The 17,578-nt window shown below is 67.7% G+C and carries 18 protein-coding genes and 1 pseudogene; 7 read left to right on the top strand and 12 right to left on the bottom strand.

Translation table 11 applies throughout. From position 1 onward, the window contains the following. Nucleotides 1-188: 188 nt before the first annotated feature. Nucleotides 189-581 (bottom strand): hypothetical protein, encoded by a 393-nt coding sequence (locus BIV25_RS42990; protein ID WP_143076804.1) that lies wholly within the window; start codon nt 579-581, stop codon nt 189-191. Between the two features lie 462 nt (nt 582-1,043). Continuing rightward, a complete protein-coding gene (locus tag BIV25_RS42985) occupies nt 1,044-1,412 on the bottom strand; it encodes a hypothetical protein (protein ID WP_071378034.1) in 369 nt (122 codons plus the stop codon). A gap of 3 nt (nt 1,413-1,415) precedes the next feature. On the opposite strand from BIV25_RS42985, the gene BIV25_RS42980 reads away from it, so the two are divergent. Then, a complete protein-coding gene (locus tag BIV25_RS42980) occupies nt 1,416-2,168 on the top strand; it encodes a helix-turn-helix domain-containing protein (RefSeq protein WP_256257148.1) in 753 nt (250 codons plus the stop codon). A 197-nt stretch (nt 2,169-2,365) separates the two neighbouring features. Here the strand turns inward: BIV25_RS42980 and BIV25_RS42975 are convergent, their stop codons facing one another. Both BIV25_RS42975 and BIV25_RS53805 read right to left on the bottom strand, forming a co-directional pair. Continuing rightward, nucleotides 2,366-2,881: a hypothetical protein gene (locus tag BIV25_RS42975; protein ID WP_071378033.1), complete on the bottom strand. Its 516-nt coding sequence runs from the start codon at nt 2,879-2,881 to the stop codon at nt 2,366-2,368. A 181-nt stretch (nt 2,882-3,062) separates the two neighbouring features. Further along, nucleotides 3,063-3,230 (bottom strand): annotated as a pseudogene (locus BIV25_RS53805) (HNH endonuclease); the annotation flags it as partial. 76 nt (nt 3,231-3,306) lie between these two features. Here BIV25_RS53805 and BIV25_RS42965 point away from each other — a divergent pair. Next, complete coding sequence (locus BIV25_RS42965; protein ID WP_071378031.1) at nt 3,307-3,666, top strand: hypothetical protein; 360 nt, start codon at nt 3,307-3,309, stop codon at nt 3,664-3,666. Between the two features lie 198 nt (nt 3,667-3,864). Here BIV25_RS42965 and BIV25_RS49985 read toward each other — a convergent pair whose 3' ends face one another. Both BIV25_RS49985 and BIV25_RS49975 read right to left on the bottom strand, forming a co-directional pair. Continuing rightward, complete coding sequence (locus tag BIV25_RS49985; protein WP_071378030.1) at nt 3,865-5,325, bottom strand: tetratricopeptide repeat protein; 1,461 nt, start codon at nt 5,323-5,325, stop codon at nt 3,865-3,867. A gap of 748 nt (nt 5,326-6,073) precedes the next feature. Then, nucleotides 6,074-6,217, bottom strand: a complete 144-nt coding sequence (locus BIV25_RS49975; RefSeq protein ID WP_177235631.1) for a helix-turn-helix domain-containing protein — start codon at nt 6,215-6,217, stop codon at nt 6,074-6,076. Between the two features lie 345 nt (nt 6,218-6,562). On the opposite strand from BIV25_RS49975, the gene BIV25_RS42950 reads away from it, so the two are divergent. After that, complete coding sequence (locus BIV25_RS42950; RefSeq protein WP_071378028.1) at nt 6,563-7,027, top strand: hypothetical protein; 465 nt, start codon at nt 6,563-6,565, stop codon at nt 7,025-7,027. A gap of 373 nt (nt 7,028-7,400) precedes the next feature. On the opposite strand, the gene BIV25_RS42945 is transcribed toward BIV25_RS42950, so the two are convergent. Beyond that, the gene (locus BIV25_RS42945) at nt 7,401-7,625 is read right to left on the bottom strand and encodes a hypothetical protein (protein WP_071378027.1); all 225 of its coding nucleotides are present in this window, start codon (nt 7,623-7,625) and stop codon (nt 7,401-7,403) included. A gap of 238 nt (nt 7,626-7,863) precedes the next feature. Beyond that, nucleotides 7,864-8,781 (bottom strand): NADP-dependent oxidoreductase, encoded by a 918-nt coding sequence (locus BIV25_RS42940; protein ID WP_071378026.1) that lies wholly within the window; start codon nt 8,779-8,781, stop codon nt 7,864-7,866. A 513-nt stretch (nt 8,782-9,294) separates the two neighbouring features. Between BIV25_RS42940 and BIV25_RS42935 the strand changes: the two genes are divergently transcribed. Then, nucleotides 9,295-10,500, top strand: coding sequence for an IS701 family transposase (locus tag BIV25_RS42935; protein WP_079177246.1), 1,206 nt, complete (start codon nt 9,295-9,297; stop codon nt 10,498-10,500). A gap of 271 nt (nt 10,501-10,771) precedes the next feature. Here the strand turns inward: BIV25_RS42935 and BIV25_RS42930 are convergent, their stop codons facing one another. Both BIV25_RS42930 and BIV25_RS48630 read right to left on the bottom strand, forming a co-directional pair. Continuing rightward, on the bottom strand, nt 10,772-11,278 hold the full coding sequence (locus BIV25_RS42930) for a DUF6624 domain-containing protein (protein WP_071378024.1): 507 nt from the start codon (nt 11,276-11,278) through the stop codon (nt 10,772-10,774). A gap of 120 nt (nt 11,279-11,398) precedes the next feature. Then, nucleotides 11,399-12,279 (bottom strand): IS5 family transposase gene (locus tag BIV25_RS48630; RefSeq protein WP_107486700.1). Its coding sequence is split into 2 segments (ribosomal slippage): nt 11,399-11,919 and nt 11,919-12,279, totalling 882 coding nucleotides; the frame shifts between segments, so codons are not numbered across the junction. A 699-nt stretch (nt 12,280-12,978) separates the two neighbouring features. Between BIV25_RS48630 and BIV25_RS50630 the strand changes: the two genes are divergently transcribed. After that, nucleotides 12,979-13,608 (top strand): hypothetical protein, encoded by a 630-nt coding sequence (locus tag BIV25_RS50630; protein ID WP_143076803.1) that lies wholly within the window; start codon nt 12,979-12,981, stop codon nt 13,606-13,608. Nucleotides 13,609-13,708: 100 nt separating this feature from the next. On the opposite strand, the gene BIV25_RS42910 is transcribed toward BIV25_RS50630, so the two are convergent. Then, entirely contained in the window at nt 13,709-14,473 is a 765-nt protein-coding gene (locus tag BIV25_RS42910; protein WP_071378021.1) for an IS5/IS1182 family transposase, read from the bottom strand. Between the two features lie 193 nt (nt 14,474-14,666). Between BIV25_RS42910 and BIV25_RS42905 the strand changes: the two genes are divergently transcribed. After that, nucleotides 14,667-15,104, top strand: a complete 438-nt coding sequence (locus BIV25_RS42905) for a hypothetical protein (protein WP_256257147.1) — start codon at nt 14,667-14,669, stop codon at nt 15,102-15,104. Nucleotides 15,105-15,221: 117 nt separating this feature from the next. After that, on the top strand, nt 15,222-15,827 hold the full coding sequence (locus BIV25_RS42900) for a hypothetical protein (protein WP_071378020.1): 606 nt from the start codon (nt 15,222-15,224) through the stop codon (nt 15,825-15,827). 786 nt (nt 15,828-16,613) lie between these two features. Here BIV25_RS42900 and BIV25_RS50625 read toward each other — a convergent pair. Then, nucleotides 16,614-16,925: a hypothetical protein gene (locus BIV25_RS50625; RefSeq protein WP_143076802.1), complete on the bottom strand. Its 312-nt coding sequence runs from the start codon at nt 16,923-16,925 to the stop codon at nt 16,614-16,616. Between the last annotated feature and the right edge of the window lie 653 nt (nt 16,926-17,578).

The raw sequence follows: 17,578 nt of genomic DNA, 5'->3' as shown, positions 1-17,578 counted from the left end.
GCCGAGCGACCTGCTCGCCTTCGTCAGCGGCACCTTTCCGTACAGCTGCCGCAGCCCGGTGTCCGCTGTCCTCGCATGCGGCAGATACGTGCGGCGCACCGGCGAATTCACCCCGTCCGCGGCCACGAGCACATCCCCGCATGCCGCGCTTCCGTCAGTGAAGCAGGCCGTGACCTGCCCGTTTGCCTTCAGCCGGTAGTGGGTGAACCTTGCCCGTACCTGACGGCGTCCTCCACACCAGTCAGCAGGATCCGCCGCAGGGCCAGCCGGTCGACCGCGAGATGAGTGCCACCATCCCCGGCAAGTACGGTCAACTGCCGTAGCTGGTCGTCGAATACGGGGGTGCGCTGCTGCGGTACCCCGGACGTGACCCGGAACAACCGGTACAGCTCCGGCGGCAGTACGTCTACCAGGGCACTATCCCCGTGGGTATCAATGTGGATGCGACAGCCCTGCTGACGCGACTTCAGTGAAATGTCTTGTTCGTGCACCGAGAAACTGATGCCCCTTTGATGCAGGCCCTGCGCCAGGCAGAGCCCACCCAGCCCCGCGCCGATGATGACCACATGTGGATACGGCATGCCAGCCGCCCCCTCCTCACGCAATGACAGAGAAAGGGACCCACAGGTCACAACCGGCATTCGCAGTCGCACGCTTGAGACTGCCTGCGAAGTGAGGTGTTCGGCGCCCTGCGGCGCTGTCCGGACCAACCCGTATCGGACCGTGTCTTCGCGCGTCCTCGGCTCTCGGCCTAACGAGCTCAGGGCCTGGCTTCCAGGCATACGGGGACACCAGTCGCCATGGCCACATCTCACACACGTCCCATCAGCGACTCATGGCGGCGCTGCGGAACTCTGGAACCCGACGTCGGCTACGGACCACGCGGCTTGAACGGCTGCCACCGGCCGGGGTGCAGCAGCGGTGGGGTGGATGGTTTGCCGGGTGAGCCGACAGGTCATCAGGGTGGTGGTCGCGAGGGTGTGTCGGCGACGGCTGAAAGTGGGCCAGTAGCGACGATCACGCGAATTCCCCGGTGGCCAGGCTCAAACCGTCGTCGCGACAGCGACGGCCCAACCGACGTAGGCAAAGTTGAGCAGCACCTTGACGGTTGCGCTCACCAACCCGCGAGCACGGTGTGGCCGCTCAGCCACTACCCGGGCCAGCCCATCGACATGCGCGACGACGAAGACCGAGATCATCGCCGCGGCGATCCACCCGCCCGCCGCTCGGCTCCGCGGCGCGAGGAGGAGAACACTGTCGGTGATCAGCGCAACCCCGCTTGCAGCGACGAGCAGTCGTGCGCGACCCAGCCAGCAAGGGACCAACCGGCGGACGTAGTCAGGGCGCACGAAGTGCGCGATACCGTTGACAATCAGGAAGGCCGCCAAGGCGACTGCCATTATAGAGTTCATGGCATGACAGTGCCGCCGACCCGGGCGTGGACGCTTGAACGAAACGATCGCCGCCTCCACTTCGCGTCCGGCCCGGCGGCGACGATGTTCGCCGAGTCCGGCGCCTTTCGGGTACGCCCCCACTCGCACCCAGCGTGGAAGATCGTGCTCGCGCTCGGCGGCGGTGTCGAGGTCGGCTACGGCGGCAACCGCACCGTCGCCGCGGTCGGCGTGATCGTGCCGCCGCATCTGGCACACACCTGCGCCGTATCGTCGGCCTACGTCGCCCTCTTCCTGGACCCGTGGGAGCTGGCGCTCAGCACCGGCCCGACCGTCCTGAACGAGACGGCGACCCACCGCGTACTCGCGGCCCTCGGCCATCCCGGCCCCGGCGCCGACCTGCAGGCGGCCCGTGCCGAGCTCGCGACCCTCGCCGGAGCGGGCGCCCCGCTCGATTCCAGGGTCGCCCACGCGGTGCGGGAGATCACACGCCCCGGGACCACCGCCACGATCGGCGCGGCCGCCGCCCAGGTCGGGCTCTCCCAGCCGCGGTTGCGCACCCTCGTCCGAGACTGGGTGGGTATCCCGCTCCCGCGGCTACGCCTGTGGGCCATGCTGCGCACCGCCATGACCGAACTACCGGCTGGGTCCGCGGCCGCCGCGGCTGCTTTCGCGGGCTTCGCCGACCAGGCACACCTCACCCGCACGGCGCGAACCCTCGCTGGCCGTACTCCGTCGGAGATCCTCCGCCCGGGAGCGTCCGGCGCCCCGGCGTAGACCCGCGGCGGGCCTGCTTGCGGGCTTGTGCGGTGGGGCTTTCTTCGCTGGCGTTGGGCTGTTGGCGGCTTTCGTGGGGCTGCTGCTCGCGGCGGGGTGTACGGGCGTGGCCTTGGGCCTGTCCGACGGGCCGCAGGCGGTGACGCTGCCGAGCAGGACGAGAGCGATGGCGGTGTGGGTTCGTTGCATGGCCGTTCTCAGCTCAGTGAGTCGACGGCCGACTGGTAGGCGGTGGCCTGCGCCGGGGTCAGGTAGTGGGAGACGCGTACGAGCACGGTGCCCTGCAGGTAGTCGTACTCGGCGAGCGCCGGCAGGCTCTTCGTGACGGCCTGGATGTACTTCTCGCGATTCTGCGCGTCCCCGGCGGTTGCGAAGACTTCGACGGCGCCTCCGCGGTCGACGTCGCCGGCCTGCGTGGCTGCGACGTCGGCCGCTTTGATCCGACTGTCACTGAAGGTGATCTTGCTTGTGTACTGGTTGGGCCTGCCGAGCAGATGGTTCGGGTCGCTGTCTGCGGTTACCTCGCCGGACACCTTCGCAGAGGTCACCTTGCTGGAGATCTGCGTGAACGCGCTGCTTGCGGTGACCTTGCTCGCGCCGGCCGCGATGTCGGCCTTGTCGCCGGAGTCCGAGCTGCCGGACGAACTGCTGCCGCACGCGGTGAGCGTGGCAAGGAGGATGACGGCACCGGCGGCGGTGAGGGTTCGGGTCATGCGGTGATAGTGGACTGTGCGGGGATTGTATGGAGCCTGTGTGTCCATGTTGTGATGAGGTGTTCGATCGCGGGCAGGGGCACGCCCGTCGTCCCTGCGGGGACTTCGTGGACCGTCGCTATCCTGAACGTGCCGAGTGCCCGGCGGGCAGCGCGGAAGGCGGTGCGCTGGACGTGAGCCGTCAGTCGCAGGTTTTGGGCATCTTTTCGAGCTTTGTCTTCTCAGGTTCTGTGATGCTCAGTCCGTACCCGTACTTCACGTCGGTCCAGGCCCGCGCGTACGTGCACCAGTAGTCCTTGTTAGGCGGTGCCCACTGGTCGGGGGACTGGTCGCCCTTGGACCGGTTGGATCCGTGCACGGGCGAGGTTGTGACCCGGCTCCGAATTCACCTGACCGGGCGAGGCGGTGACGTCTACCGTCCTGGCATGACCAGTTCGCCGAACTCCGGTCTCAACGCATGGGTGTTGGAGGCCGCCATCCGGACCGCACCGGCCGCCGATCCTCAATGGCACGAGCAACTCGACAGGCTACGCCCGATCGCCTGCTACGACCCGGCAACCCAGACGTGGCACGCCCGCCTCGGCGCGCTGGGCCTGGCGGGCGTGCAGATGCTGCAGACCCTTTTCGACGCCGCGCGCGCCCATGGCACCGAGGTGCGCCTCATGCCCGTGTCCGTCCCGGCCTACTGGGACGGACACGTCTTCACGAGGGATCCGGATGTGGCCGCTCTGCTGGAGGAGCACACCGGCCACGGTCGCCGTCTCGGCCAGTTGCCACTGGCCTGACTGCCTGACGCCGTCGGGAATCTTGAAGAACGGGAGCGCTGGCGGAGTTACTGGTCGCGCCATCGTCTGCCCATTTCCTCGATCATGGTGCGGCGGTCGGGGTTCTGCTCGCGTGGCGACGATCGACACCGAGACCGTCGGCGCTGGCTGGGGTGTGCCGGTGGTGCCGGTCACGGTGTCGGTTCAGGCGGGTGGCCTTCAGGGCGTGGCTGGATGCCTCAGAGGGCCTGTTGCCGCTGCTTGCCGGGCCTTGGCGCGGATGGTGATGGCCCGGGGCTGGTCGGTGGTGTCGAACCAGTGGGCGGCTTTGTTCCAGGCGGCTTGGGCTTCCTTGTGGCGGTGGGCGGTGGCGAGGGTGTCGGCGTAGTGGTCCAGTGCGTCGGCGCCCAGGAACCGGCTGTCGGCCTTGACGTAGGCGTCAACGGCCGCGTGGAGGGTGTCGAGTGCCTCGTCGAGGCGGCCGAGCTCGAGGTAGGCGATGCCGAGGGTGTCGAGTGTCCGTCCGAGGGCCAGGTGGTTCCCGGTGGTGCGGATCAGTTCGAGGGATTCGATGGCCAGGGGGAGGGCGGCCTCGTACCGGCCGGCCTCGACGAAGGCCCATGCCGTGTTGTTCAGCGCCCGGCCGAGCTCACGGGAGGCGCCGGCGGCGCGGTAGCGCTCGATTCCCCGGTGGTACCAGGGTTCGGCCTCATCGAAGCGGCCGTTGTGTCCCAGCGCGTCGGCGAGCAGGAGCGCGCTGTAGCCGGCGTCCCGGGTCAGCTCGAGCTGTTCGGCGGTCTCGAAGGCTTCGCGGCACACTTGGACGGCCTCATCCAGCAGGCCGAGTTTGGCGTACGGCATGCTGATGCCCGCCAGCGCCCTGGGCAGGACCTCCGTGGCACCGTGCGCGCGGGCGGCAGCCACCGCCAACTGTGACATCTCCACCGCGTCCCGCCACAGCGCGCGTAGGAGGTAGTAGTTGAGGACGTGGCGGGACAGCAGCCAGGTGGTCGGGCCGAGGCCCAGGTCGGCGGCGAGACGCGTGACGGCAAGGAGGGTGGGCTGCTCGGCGTCCAACCAGGCCAGCGCGGTGTCGCGATCGGCAAAGGCGATGGCCGGCTCCGGGCGCGCGACCGTGCTGATGTCGAGGGCCACATATTCCTGGCCTGTGTCTCGCTGCGTCTGCTGGCAGGCGTACAGGTACCAGGCGGTCACCCGTTCGCGGGCCGCGCGCCGCTGGGTGCCGGTCTCGGCCTGGTGGGTGAGTTCGGCCGCGTAGGTCCGCAGCAGGTCGTGCAGTCGGTAGCGGTCGTGGCTGTCGGCTTCGAGGAGGTGGGCCTCGACGAGGGTGTCGAGCACGTCCTCCGCACGCCGGAGGGAGACGTCCAGGAGAGCGGCGGCGGCATGGGCGGTGAAGCGGCTACCGGGGAACAGGCCCAGGAGGCGGAAGGCCTGCGCCGCGGACACCTCCGTCGGTTTGTCGTCCTGCTCGGCGGTGCGCGGGCCGGAGCCGGGCAGGGCGCTGTAGCTGGCCTGGAAGGCCGCACGGATGGCCAGATCGCCGACGGCGAGTTCGTCGAGGCGGTGACGTTCGTCATCGAGGCGGTCGGCCAGGGTGGCGATCTTCCAGGCGGTGCGATTGGCCAGGCGGGCGGCGGCGATCCGCAGGGCGAGCGGCAACCGGCGCAGCCGGCCAGCACCCGCTGGAGCGCCTCGGGTTCGGCGGTCGTGCGTCGCTCTCCGATGACGGTGGTGAGCAGCCGGCGTAATTCGCCCTCGTCCAGGGCGGTGAGCGGCAGGTGGTGGGCGCCGAGCAGGTCGCTGAGGCGGGTACGGGCGGTCACCAGGACGGCGCAGCCGTTGGTGCCGGGGATCAGCGGGCGTATCTGCGCGGCGAAGGCGGCGTTGTCCAGTACCACCAACACCCTGCGCCCGGCCAGCAGGGTACGGAAACGCGCCGCCAGCTCCTCCGGCCGGGATGGCATGCTGCCCGCCGCTTCGCCCAGTGCCCGCAGCCATCCGCCCAGCACGTCCGCCGCCGACTGCGGTGTCGGGTCGGCTCCGCCCAGGTCGGTGTAGAGCTGGCCGTCGGGGAAGTGGTGGGCCACCAGGTGGCCGGTTTGCACGGCCAGTGCGGTCTTGCCCAGGCCGCCGGGCCCGGTGACGGCGGCGATCGGCACCTCGCCCGGGAAGCCGGCGTTGCCGGTCAGCAGCTCGGCCAGCTCGCGCAGTTGCTCGCTCCGGCCGGTGAAGTCGGTGACCACCGCGGGCAACTGTGCCGGGCTGACCGCCGGCGCGGGTGCCGGTGCCGGCGCCCGGGAGGCTGCGCTGTCCGCGTCGGCCGGTTGCCGATCGTCGTGAGCGGCCGACAGGTCGAGGTCCCCTAGCAGCTGCAGCTGCCGGGTGGCGTCGGCTCCGAGCGCGGCGATCAGACTCTCCAGCGCCTCCCGGTCACCGGGCGCTTGCCGTTCAGCCAGCGTTCCCACGAGGCGCGGCTGAAGTGGGTCAGGCGTCCCAGCTCCTGGAACGACAGCCGGTGAGCGTCCTTCTGCGCGCGCAGCTCGCCGATCAACTGCTTCAGGGTCGAGCTCAGCGCCTCGGGCAGCGCGGTACGGCAAGGTCATCCCCCGAAACCCCTGTGCGTCTCCAGATTCCGGAGTCGGCATCCCAAAGCGCAGTTCACGAACCCTGCGCGGAGACAGATTGTCACACGCTGCTGGCAGGCCCTGGTGGGCGGCCAGCAGTACCTGAATGATCCATCTCGGGGCAATCAAGGTCACTCGCAGAGCCGCCCTGGCAGCGCCAGGACGGTCGCAGAAGCACATGGCCCAAGTCCCGACAGCGGGGCGCAGTTTTCCTTGCAGCCCCGGTGCAGCCCTGGCCGCACTCGACGATCAACTCTGAACCGGAGACAACGATGAACTTCTCGAGCAGCAAGAAGCTCGCCCGCATCGGGACCGCCCTGGGCGCCGCGGCCCTGCTCACCGTCGCGGCGGCCGCTTCATCCACGGCAGCCCAGGCTGCCTCGGGGTACGACAGCTACCCGGCCAGCACAAACGGTTGCTCCGGATACCTCGTGATCCAGCACAACTACAACGGCACCCAGCACGACTACGCCGCCGGCGTCAGCTTCGTGGACGACACGCTCGACGTAAGCCCGGGCTGGACCTGCCGGTTCGTGCTGGAGCGTTCGACTGACGGCGGCCACTCCTGGTACGCCATCTCCGGATACCACAGCGGACTGCCCGGCGACAACGGCACGGGCTACTATTACGACGGCCCGAACACGTCGGGCGGGCCGAACTACATGGCCCGCGTGACGATCGACGCCACGAACAATCTCGGCAACTGGACCAACATCGTCCACACCGCGGCCGTCTGACCGACCGACTGTGGCAGACAACCGGACGCATCGGCCCGTCGGGCCGATGCACCCCCGTCCAGCCCCGTTACAGTAGTCGCATAGTCACCGAACTGACGCGGCCAGTACCTCTGGCCGATTTCGAGGCTCTGTCCGCAGTTGCGTGAAACCCGAGGTCATGGGCGGGATCGTTCGGCAGTGTGTTTCCTGCCGTGGTGAGCAAGACGGTCGGCGCGCTCTTCCTCGTCTCCGGCAGCCTCTGGGCATGCGAGATACCCAGCCCCGGCCAGCTACATCGACGCCCTCCACGCCCATCGGCACCGCCGCCGCGTAGGGCTGACGGCACAGCCGCGGTCGTCAGGAGCCGGGCTGCGTGTGGCGGTGCTTGAACGTGTCACGGCCCGGGCGGCGCCCACGCGTCCGGCCCGGCGCCCCGCCACTTCACCCAGTCCGCGCTCGCCACGTCCTCCGGCTCGACGTCTTCGGCACCGGATCGGTTCAGGAACTCGACGACGTCGTACAGCGTGTACGCCATGCCGACGAACCGGCTGCCGACGCGGACGCGTCTGCCGCCGTCGTCGGCCGGCGGGTAGACGACGACCTTGGGCATCTCGGTCATGCTGCCAGGGTGCGGCGCGCGGCGGCAGCGCGCATGCGGGACACCGGAGCCGTCCGTAGTCTGATGGTGTAGGGGCTCGCCGCGTCCGACATGTCGATATTTTGCGACCTGGGCTTTCTTGGTTGTCTCGCGGCCGTGTCACCATGATCAGTCTCAAGTCCGTGGCATTTCCTCGTCCGACACCAGGCAGGTCAGCGGTTGTCCAGCCCACCACCGCTGTTGGCCCATTCCAGGGCGCTCAGTGGCGCACGCGAATGACGGTCTTGCCCTTGCGCCGCTCGGTCGGGTTGAGCGCAGGGACGGCGTCGTCGAGGGTCGCGACGGTTCCGATGTGCGTGCGAAGGCGCCCGTCCCGCACCCGGTCGACGATCTCCACCAGCTGACTCGGAACGGACTCGACGACGAAGTCGACCGCCAAGCCGTCGACAGGGCGAGCCTCAACAGGCCCGACCACCGACACCAGCGTCCCGCCAGGCCGGATGATTCTCGCCGAGCGCCTTTGGATGTCAGCGCCGATGACATCGAAGACCACGTCGACCCCGCCGATGTCGTCGAGATCCTCGGTGGCGACGTCGAGGAACTCGTTCGCGCCGAAGTCGAGCGCCGCCTGGCGGTCCGCCGCCCGCCCGGTACCGATGACGTAGGCGCCGAACTCCCGGGCGAGCTGCGTAACCACAGACCCGACTGCGCCGGCGGCGCCGTGTGCGAGGACGCTCTGCCCCGCCTGAAGACGACCGTGCTGGAACAGACCCTGCCACGCGGTCAGGCCGGAGATCGGCAGGCTCGCACCCACCGTGAAGTCGACGTTCCCCGGCAGTGGTGCCAGGTTGCGTGCCTCCACGGCCGCGTACTCGGCCAGGGTTCCATCGCGGTGCCAGTCCGTGATCCCGAACACTCGCTGTCCCAGCGAGAGCCCCGTCGTGCCGTAGCCGAGGGAGGTGACCACTCCGGCGAACTCGTGGCCGATGATCGCCTGGGCTCGATCGCGACCGGCGCGATCGACCCACGTCGAGGGCCACTCCCACTCCGCGGGGACGAAGCCCGACGCATGGACTTCAACGACGACGTCGTTGATCGCCGGCGTCGGCTCAGGCCGCTCCGCGAGTGTGATCCCGGCTGCTTCCGCGGCCGGATCCGTCGCGACGATTGCCTTCACTGATACCTCCGTATATCTCGTGCTCGCCGGCTCTGTGCGCCACCCAAGCCATGGAGTGGGCTGATCAGCCCACAGAGGAACGGCAACAAGATCCGTCACCACAGACGGATGGACCGCTGAAACGCGTCGAGTCCAACCGGAGCTCGTCGAGCACCACACACCCAGGGCAGCAACACCCACCCACGCGCTAGTCTCACGGCGATGTCGTATGCGGCATCGGTACGACACGGCTCGTGCGATTGCGGCATCAGCCGTAAGACCCAACACTTCTGTAGGGTCTCGCTGTTCGTGACACGTCGATCTTGCGTGACCTGGGCGTTCTTGGCTGTCTCACAGCCTTGTCACCCATGATCAGTGTCGGCCGGGTACACCACCGCTAGTACTCCAGTTGCAGTTCGCTATTCCTGCTGGTCAGGGACGTGTTCGTGAGTGTACTTGGCTGATGTGCCGTCAGGTGGCGGGAGTTCGTGACTTCGGGTGCGGCGGGCCGTTGTTTTTGTCGTGCAAGATGATGTGCGGCCCGATGTCTGGTCGGCGGAACTGGAAGAGCTGCTGGTGCGGATCGGTCACCGCTTCGGGCGGGTGGATCTTCGGCGGCGTATGCGGGCCTATGTGCACGGCCTGCTCGGACCGGTGGGCCGGAAGAACAGCTGGCAGCTGGCCGAGCATGCCGGTCACCACACCCCCGCAGGGTTGCAGCATCTGCTGAGCCGGGCTTGTTGGAACCCCGACGAGGTCCGCGATGACCTGCAGGAATACGTTGCCGAGAAAGTCGGGGACACGGCCGGGGTGCTGATCATCGACGACACCGGGTTCATCAAGAAGGGCACCGTCTCAGCCGGGGTGCAGCGGCAGTACTCCGGCACTGCGGGCCGCACGGAGAACTGCCAGATTGGCGTGTTCGCCGCCTACGCCTCCTGCAGGGGCCGCGCACTGGTGGACCGGGAGCTGTATCTGCCGAAGTCCTGGACCTCCGATCCGGACCGCTGCGCAGAGGCGAAGATTCCCGACGAGCGTGAGTTCACCACCAAGGGCGATCTCGCGAAGGCCGTCATCATGCGGGCCCTGGCCTCGCCGCTGCCGATCGCCTGGGTGACCACAGACTCGGCCTACGGCCAGGAGTGGCGGCTGCGCCGCATGCTGGAGGAGGCCGGCGTCGGCTACGTCCTGGCCGTGCCGAAGTCCCAGCACGTGCACGCCATCGGCCGCATCGACTTCGCCATCACCCAGGCACCCGAGGATGCCTGGGAACGCCACTCCTGCGGAGCCGGCGCGAAAGGGCCGCGCGTCTACGACTGGGCGGCAGCGAGGCTACCCGCGATCGACGACTTCGACGGCGATGCGCCCGCCCACGACCGGTGGGTGCTGGCCCGCCGCAGCCTGGCCCGCCCGGACGAGATCGCCTACTACCTCGCCTATGCACCGGCAGGCACCGGCATCGCCGAGCTGGTACGGATCGCCGGGACGCGCTGGGCGATCGAGGAGGCTTTCCAGGCCGCGAAGAACGAGTGCGGCCTGGATCAGTACGAAGTCCGCCGGTATCCGGGCTGGTACCGGCACATCACCCTGGCCATGCTCGCCCATGCCTTCCTCGCCGCCATGGCCGCCACCGCGGGGGCGGAAGCGGAAAGGGGGGCCGCAGAATCGGTTCCGGCGATCTCGCCCCGCTCACGGTGGCGGAAATCCGGCGACTCCTGGCAACTGGCCGCCCCACGCTGACACACATCCGGCGCACACGCCACGCACTGAACTGGTCTCGCTGGCGCCGCCGTCACCAGGCCACCGCGCGCCGCTGTCACTACCGCCGCCGCACCCGAAGTCACGAACTCCCGCCACCTGACGGCACATCAGCCAAGTACACTCACGAACACGTCCCTGACCAGCAGGAATAGCGAACTGCAACTGGAGTACTAGGGCCTGTCCGGCGGATCATTGCCCGCGGCAGGTGAGCCCGGGCAGTGATCCACCGGACGCGACCGGGAAGGGGGCGTCAGGCCATGGAGAACTGGGCGACGTACTCGCCGAAGGGCTCGATGCCGACTTCCGCACGAAGTTCGTCCATGCGCTCGGGCTCTTCACAGGGCCACGGAACCGGCGCGCCGTCCTTCACGCCGGCGATCTGAGTTCCGTAGACCTGCTCGCGACCCTCATTGACCAGCGTGCGGTCGCGCAGGAAGGCCAGCTCGCGCGGGCTGGCCGAGCCTGCCGACACCGCCTGCTGCATCAGCTGGAGGGCGCGACGCTGAACGTCGAGCTGCCGGTCGGCGTGCTGAGCGATGAGCCATGCCGCGCGTGCGGCCTCCTCGCCGACCAGTTCCGCCGTCGGCCAGCCGTACTCGTCCATGATCTCGTTGAGCCGGTCACCGTGCCGGGCGGTCAGCCGCCGCCAGGCCAGCTGCTCGGCGGGCTCGTCGCTGTTCGCGCGGACTGCCAACTGGTGATCGGCCGCAGCCATATCCGTGAGTTCCGCTGTCAGCGCGGCAACGTCGTGCACCACTCTCAACTCCCAGGTCAGATCCGTGCTTTGTGTCCGCCCGCAAGCCTAGAGGTGCAAATCGGATGTAAAGATCATTCCGGAGAACGGTGACAGGCGCCTCACCGCACCGGGATAATGGATCTACCCCCGGAGCCAGAGCCGGATCGCTGCGACGGTCACGGTGCCCTGGAAGACGTAGACACGCTTGTCGAACCTCGTGGCAACGGCCCGGAAGTTCTTGAGGGCGTTGATCGTGCGCTCGACTTCGTTTCTGCGCTTGTAGATCGTTTTGTCGAAGCCGGTGGGCCGTCCGCCCTTGCTGCCGCGGCGTTGGCGATTGGCCCGCTGGTTCTTCGGCTCGGGGATGGTGTGCTTGATCTGCCGTCTGCGCAGGTATTGGCGGTTACGCCGGGAGGAATAGGCCTTGTCGCCGCCGAGGTGGTCAGGTCGCGTGCGGGGGCGTCCGCCGCTGAGCCGGCCGACGCGGATGCGTTCCATGACGGGGATGAGTTGAGGGGCGTCGCCCCACTGGCCTGGGGTGATCAGCAAGGCCAGGGGACGGCGTCCGCCTTCTCCGGCGAGGTGAATCTTGCAGGTGAGGCCGCCCCGGGAGCGTCCGAGTCCCTCGTCGAGGCGGTGCTGCCGGGGCGTGCGTCTTTTCCCGGCACCCGCGGTGGTTTCTTGCGTGCTCCGGCGGCGTGCTGGTGGGCCCGGCAGGTGGTGGAGTCCACGCTCACCATGGACCAGTCGATGCGGCCCTGGGCATCCGCGTCAGCCAGGACGGCCGCATAGATCTTGTCCCACGTGCCGTCCGCCGACCAGCGTCTGTGCCTCTCGTACACGGTCTTCCACTTGCCGAACCGCGCAGGCAGATCCCGCCACGGCACCCCAGTCCGGTTCCGGTACAGGATCCCGTTGATGATCCTGCGGTGACTGGCCCAACGCCCACCGCGCAGCCCGGACTTGGGCAGATGTGGCTTGAGCCGGACCCATTCCTCGTTCGTGAGATCCCCTCGCCCCATGGACATGCCAACGCGCCGAAGCGCGAGAAGTCACGTGATCCGCCGGACAGGCCCTAACGTCACTGGTGAAGGGGACGCCGTAGGCTCCTTCAACGGTACGGCGGGCAACCACATCGGTTACGTAGAAGGCAGTGCCAATGGCGCTATACCGGCGGAAACATCGCAATTCGACGCAGAACTAGTGGATGCTGGGTCCGGCAACGGCTGGGTCAGCTAAGACGAAGCGGATACACCCTCGGGAAAGTGGTACCCGGTCACGTCGTCTGCCTACTCCTACAACGGGCAAGCGGTCTGCCAGGACGGAGCCCGGTCCTACTACGACGGGCATGGCGTCCCATGCGGTATCAAGGTCACCAACCAGGATGTCACCTACAACCTCGCATGGGACGACGGCTCCGTGCACTCGGTCCGTGGGGTCGAGGGCGTCGCGTCATCGGGCTGGGCGTTGGAACAAGGAGACTCCGGCGGGTTGGTGTTCTCGGTGGCAAGCTCCACCGCACGGCAAGCCCGCGGGCTCGTATCCGCGTCTAACAGTGACACAGACCATTCGACCATCTACTGGACTGAGGCTCCCGACATCCTCAGCACCTTGGGTGTGTCGATGCAGAACGTCACCTGACGCGACAGACGCAGGGGTGGCCGCCGTGAACCCTTGCGGCCACTCCTGCGTCTAAGGAGTGTTTTCCTGAAAGGGATGCCATGACTGATCAAAGCGTTCGCGGGCTGTTGTGCGTGGCAGTGGCCGTAGCTGCCGCCTTTGGACTGGCCGGATGCGCATCACACGGCACGAAACCGGCTGCCGCCACACCGCCGCAACAGCAGACCACATCAGCTCCGCAAGTCTTCCAGCACCGCTCCTACGCCTGCGGAAGCGGCATCGCCCCGCCCGTTGCCGCCTCTACCTTGGGTGATCCGGTACGGCTCGCCATCACCAAGACCGAGTTCTCGGACAACCGTATTACCGCCACCTTCAAGATCGACTCGGCGAACCCCACGGAAGTGCTTACATACCCGGTGTCGCCCACTCCACCGACCATCCTCCTGACGGAGGCGGGCCACGTCGTCGGGCGCCAGAAGCCCCTGAAATCCGGCGCTGTTGACGGAAGCCCTGCTGAGATGCGGCCCATCGGTCGGCATCCCTACACCTCATCCCTGACGGTCGACGAGTTGTGCCCCGGAGCAGACTGGTCTCACATGCGCTCGCATCCCGATCAGTACCGGGTTGAGATCCTCATGTCCCGACAGCCGACGAGTGGTCCGCAGACGGGTCCACCCGCCACATACCTGGCAGATCCGTTGACGACTGCGTCAGCCCAGCTCGCCCGGTGACGCCTCACCATTCACGCCAATTAACGATGCTGCCGACGAAGTCCCAGTCTGTCAGAGGGCGACGGTCCAGCTCCCGCGGGCCAGTGAGCCTTTGCCAACCTCAGTTTGAGCAGGTCAGGTGGAGGGTGAGGACGGCTTGGACGTGACTGGTGATCCGGGTGGTGCTGCAGCGGGACTTCCGTAGCAGGCGCCAGGTCGTCAGGGTCGCCATGGCCTGCTCGCCGAGGGCCCGGATGCGGGTGTGTGCGGCGTTGACCGCGCGTTGGCCTGCCGAGAGCCGGTCCCACCGGCCGCGGAAGGGCACCCGCACGGTGCCGCCCGCGCCCTGGTAGCCCTTGTCCGCCCAGCAGGTCAGGCCCGCCTCGGTGAGGGCGTCGATGATGCCGTGGGTTCGGGCGGCCTTGATGTCGTGCACGGCGCCGGGCAGGGCGGGCGAGGCCCACAGCAGCTTCCCGTGTGGATCGGCGATGACCTGCACGTTCATGCCGTGTTTCTTGTGTTTAACGGAATAGAAGGGCCGGTCGGCGGCGATCCGGTCGATCGGCAGCAGCGTCCCGTCCAGGATCACGAACGCCTTTGCCGAGGCTGCCGTCACCGCTGTGGCGAGGTCGGGCGCCCGCACCGCGAGCAGTGCGACGGCTTCCGTGATGTACCGGTATGCCGTGCTCACGCCCACCTCGAACCCGGCCGTGAGCTGCGCGTAGGTATGCCCCAGGCGTAGGTGCGCCAGTACCAGCAGGGCCTGGCGGCCGGCGGACAGCCGGCGCCACCGAGTCCCGCACGCCGCCCGATGCGCGGCCAACTGGTCGCTCAGAAACCGCAGGTGCCGGGTGGACAGGTCGAGGGCAGACGGGCAGACAAGCACATGAAGCTCCTGGCGGCACGGGCGATCTCGGTCGTGAACCCGTCTACCAGGAGCTTCATCGCGTGCGCAGTCCAACCGGTTATTCATCAGCCGAGTTGGCCGTCGGCCCTCATTGCTGCCGGCTCTGTATAGGCTGGTGCGCGTGGATGTAACGGGGTGTCTTGGGTGTGACCTTCTGACCGGGCGCCGGGAGTTGCCCGGGGGCGTCCTGCGCGAGACCGCTGCCTGGGTGGTGAACCACGTCGTCGGCGCGATGAATCTCGGCACCTTGATCGTCGGCCCGCGGGACCACGTCGTGGCCATCGCCGAACTCGACGACACGGCAGCGGCGGAACTCGGCCCGCTGCTGCGCGATACCGCTCGCGTCGTGGAGACGCTGTGCCAGCCCGAGCAGACCTACGTCTGCATGTGGTCGCACGGCCGCGACGCGCGCAAGCACCTGCACATCGCGGTCCAGCCGGTGACCGCTGAGGTGAGGGCCCGCTACGGCGGGCTGCGCTCCGAGCAGCTCCAGGCCCGGATGCTGGCTGACGGTGACAAGCCGGACATCACGGAGGTCGAGCAGTTCTGCGAGCAGGCTCGCGAGCTGTTCCGGGCGATCACCGACAGCAGCGCCGAACACCGCAGCTGATCACGCCCTCAACGTGAGGTTGGAAAAGGCTCAGTGAGTGGTTGCACCATTGGGCGGGACGGTCACCCGGGGCGCATCGGCTGTCCCGTTCACGCCGGACAGTGCCAGCCGGGCGCAGTGTCGCGGGCCGCCGTGCGGGCGGCGACCATCGGAACTTCTGCTCTCCGCAAGGCGCTGTACGGCGAGCTGGAGCCGGTGGAGTGGCGCCAGTACACGGGACTGGACGACAAGACCCTGGATCTGCTGGAGAAGGTCGACGTCGCCAGCCTCGGCGAGGCCAACCTCGACTTCGCCAGCGTGCAGCTGATGTTCCTGCCCGATGAGCTGGAGCGAGCGGAGGCCGCCTTCGATGCTGCGCGGTCGACGGCTTCGGGGGATCAACGGTGGGTGGCCGGGCTGGAGCAGTACGAGCCGGTTCTCGATGCGCTGGAGACCTCACGGGCCGCGTACAAGATCGGCAACCGTGCGACGGCGCTCGGCGTGATCCTGGAGGTGCTCGAGCGGCACCTGGGCGAGCTGGCCGAGGGCTGGTTCGACGCCGCTACAGGCGAGCCGAGTAGGAAGGGGGCCGCGCCACTGGAGACGGTGTTCAGCGTGCGGGAGCTGCCGGTGGAGATGGCGGCCGTTGTGCGGGCGGCTATCGGCCGGATGGTGCAGGACGGCGCTGTGCCGGCCGACGAGCCGTGGAGGGCGCTGGAAGTCCTGGCCAAGATAACGATGTAGCTGACGGCTTGCGGCCGTGAGCTCGACTCGCAGGGCGGCTGGGTTTTTGATTCGTAGATTCCGCCGAGATGACGGTCTGATCGAAGCAAGCGGCATAGCAGGGCACGGAATTAGCGTGCTGAGTGGAGAAGATTCGGCGAAGGGAAACGGGCTCGCGTTCTCTCTGTCAGCAGGCCCAACGGCCGAGAGGGTGAATTTTCCGTTTCCTTGGAAGGAGTGGATATCCATTCACCGGTCACGTAAACGCCCAGCTCACGGCCTGTAGTCCCCGCGCACGCGGGGCTGGTCCCGACCACCACGAGAACGTTTTGATCAGGGCAAAGTGCTCCCCGCGCACGCGAGCTTGGTCCCCGGGAGTGACACTCGGAGCACCGCCCACCAGTGGTCCCTGAGGCTGCAAAAGTGGTGCCCGAGTCCCGCCGCGCAGCGGATGCGTCCGCCGTGGTCCTGTGCACGCGGGATTGGTCCCGGGCGGCTGCCTATGCACACTGCGGTCTGCTTGGGATTCGGAGCCAGGCATTCAAAGTTCATGTGGGCCGACCGTCGTGCTGTCCGGTGATATCCCCGTCTCGCCAATCCTGGGCTTGACATAGCACCACCGTGTACGGCGTAGGCCCGGACCATGTGTGGTCCGGGCCTACGGTATGGAGCCATGGCGGGAGAGCGAGGGTTCGCCCCTGGGGTGACTGCCTTGGGTGGACGCTCCTCAGGACAGGCAGGACTGCACGTCGACTCGACGTCGCGCAGGCAACGCGGACCAGGTGCCAGCCTGTCGTGGGGCCGTCCTCAGGCCGCGTCCCCAGCCAAGTACTCACTCAGGAGGCTGAACAAGAGGTTGCACAGATCCTCGTTTGCCAACCGGGCATCGCTCGGGACATTGGCTTCGGCAGCGTATATCTCCTGCACAAGCGCCCACCAGACGAGGTTCGTACCGTGTCCGAGCCTCTCCGCGAGCCATGGGCGGAAACCTCGGAGCAGTTCGCCATCTGTTGCCGCGTCACCTCCGTTGATGAAGGCTACATAGTTCAGGTACGAGCCGTCGAGCCCGTAAGCGCCAGGCCTTCTGTGAGCGTCTCGGAGTCGGGTGGGAAATTCCACGCCATTCCTTTCTAGTCGAGCGGGGTGAATACCAGGTCGTCGCCGTATTAAAATTTCCCTCGATATTCGTCCAGCGGCTCACCTTCCGGCCCCGTCCAGGCATCGTATACGCGGCCGTCCTTGACGACGACATCGTGGTGGCCCCAGAAAGAATCCTGCTCACGGTACTTGCCGAGGGTTGGCGCTCCGTAGCGGTCCGTAACACGCATGCGGTTTCCGCCGATGCTCTGCTGAATGGATTCCGCCACTTGTTCGCAACCGGTGCTGCGCTCGATTCCGCAGACGTCGGACGCCTTGCCGTTGGGCCAGTACTTGTCGGAACCGAGCGAACCGCCGCGGCCATTCGAATCGGCCTCGCGTAGTGCCTGGCCGAGGCCGTTGCTGAACCGGCTGATGCCGTCGGTGATTCCGTAGATCTCCGCGCCCGCTATCCCGGTACCGGCGACGAGCGCCGGAGCTCCCTCAAGACAGCCGATGATGGTCAGACACAGGCCCCCGCCTGCGACATCGAGCGAGGCGCCTCCCCCGACGCCGAAGATACCGGCACCTGTCTCGAACAGACCTGACCAGATGTCCGAGTTGCCGAGGATTGCCTGGCCGTAGTCACCGATAGTGTTGACTGAGAGCTTGTCTCACGTGGCGTGAGATGGATG

The sequence above is a fragment of the Streptomyces sp. MUSC 14 genome (genome assembly GCF_001866675.1).
GTDB lineage: Bacteria > Actinomycetota > Actinomycetes > Streptomycetales > Streptomycetaceae > Streptomyces.
This window is presented reverse-complemented; position numbering and strand designations above follow the sequence as displayed.

Bases quoted from the DNA above. Each gene is read 5' to 3' on its own strand.
- BIV25_RS42990 (WP_143076804.1), bottom strand. From the start codon at position 581: ATGCCGTATCCACATGTGGTCATCATCGGCGCGGGGCTGGGTGGGCTC.
- BIV25_RS42945 (WP_071378027.1), bottom strand. From the start codon at position 7,625: ATGACCGAGATGCCCAAGGTCGTCGTCTACCCGCCGGCCGACGACGGC.
- BIV25_RS42950 (WP_071378028.1), top strand. From the start codon at position 6,563: ATGAACTTCTCGAGCAGCAAGAAGCTCGCCCGCATCGGGACCGCCCTG.
- BIV25_RS42985 (WP_071378034.1), bottom strand. From the start codon at position 1,412: ATGAACTCTATAATGGCAGTCGCCTTGGCGGCCTTCCTGATTGTCAAC.
- BIV25_RS42980 (WP_256257148.1), top strand. From the start codon at position 1,416: ATGACAGTGCCGCCGACCCGGGCGTGGACGCTTGAACGAAACGATCGC.
- BIV25_RS42965 (WP_071378031.1), top strand. From the start codon at position 3,307: ATGACCAGTTCGCCGAACTCCGGTCTCAACGCATGGGTGTTGGAGGCC.
- BIV25_RS50630 (WP_143076803.1), top strand. From the start codon at position 12,979: ATGACTGATCAAAGCGTTCGCGGGCTGTTGTGCGTGGCAGTGGCCGTA.
- BIV25_RS42975 (WP_071378033.1), bottom strand. From the start codon at position 2,881: ATGACCCGAACCCTCACCGCCGCCGGTGCCGTCATCCTCCTTGCCACG.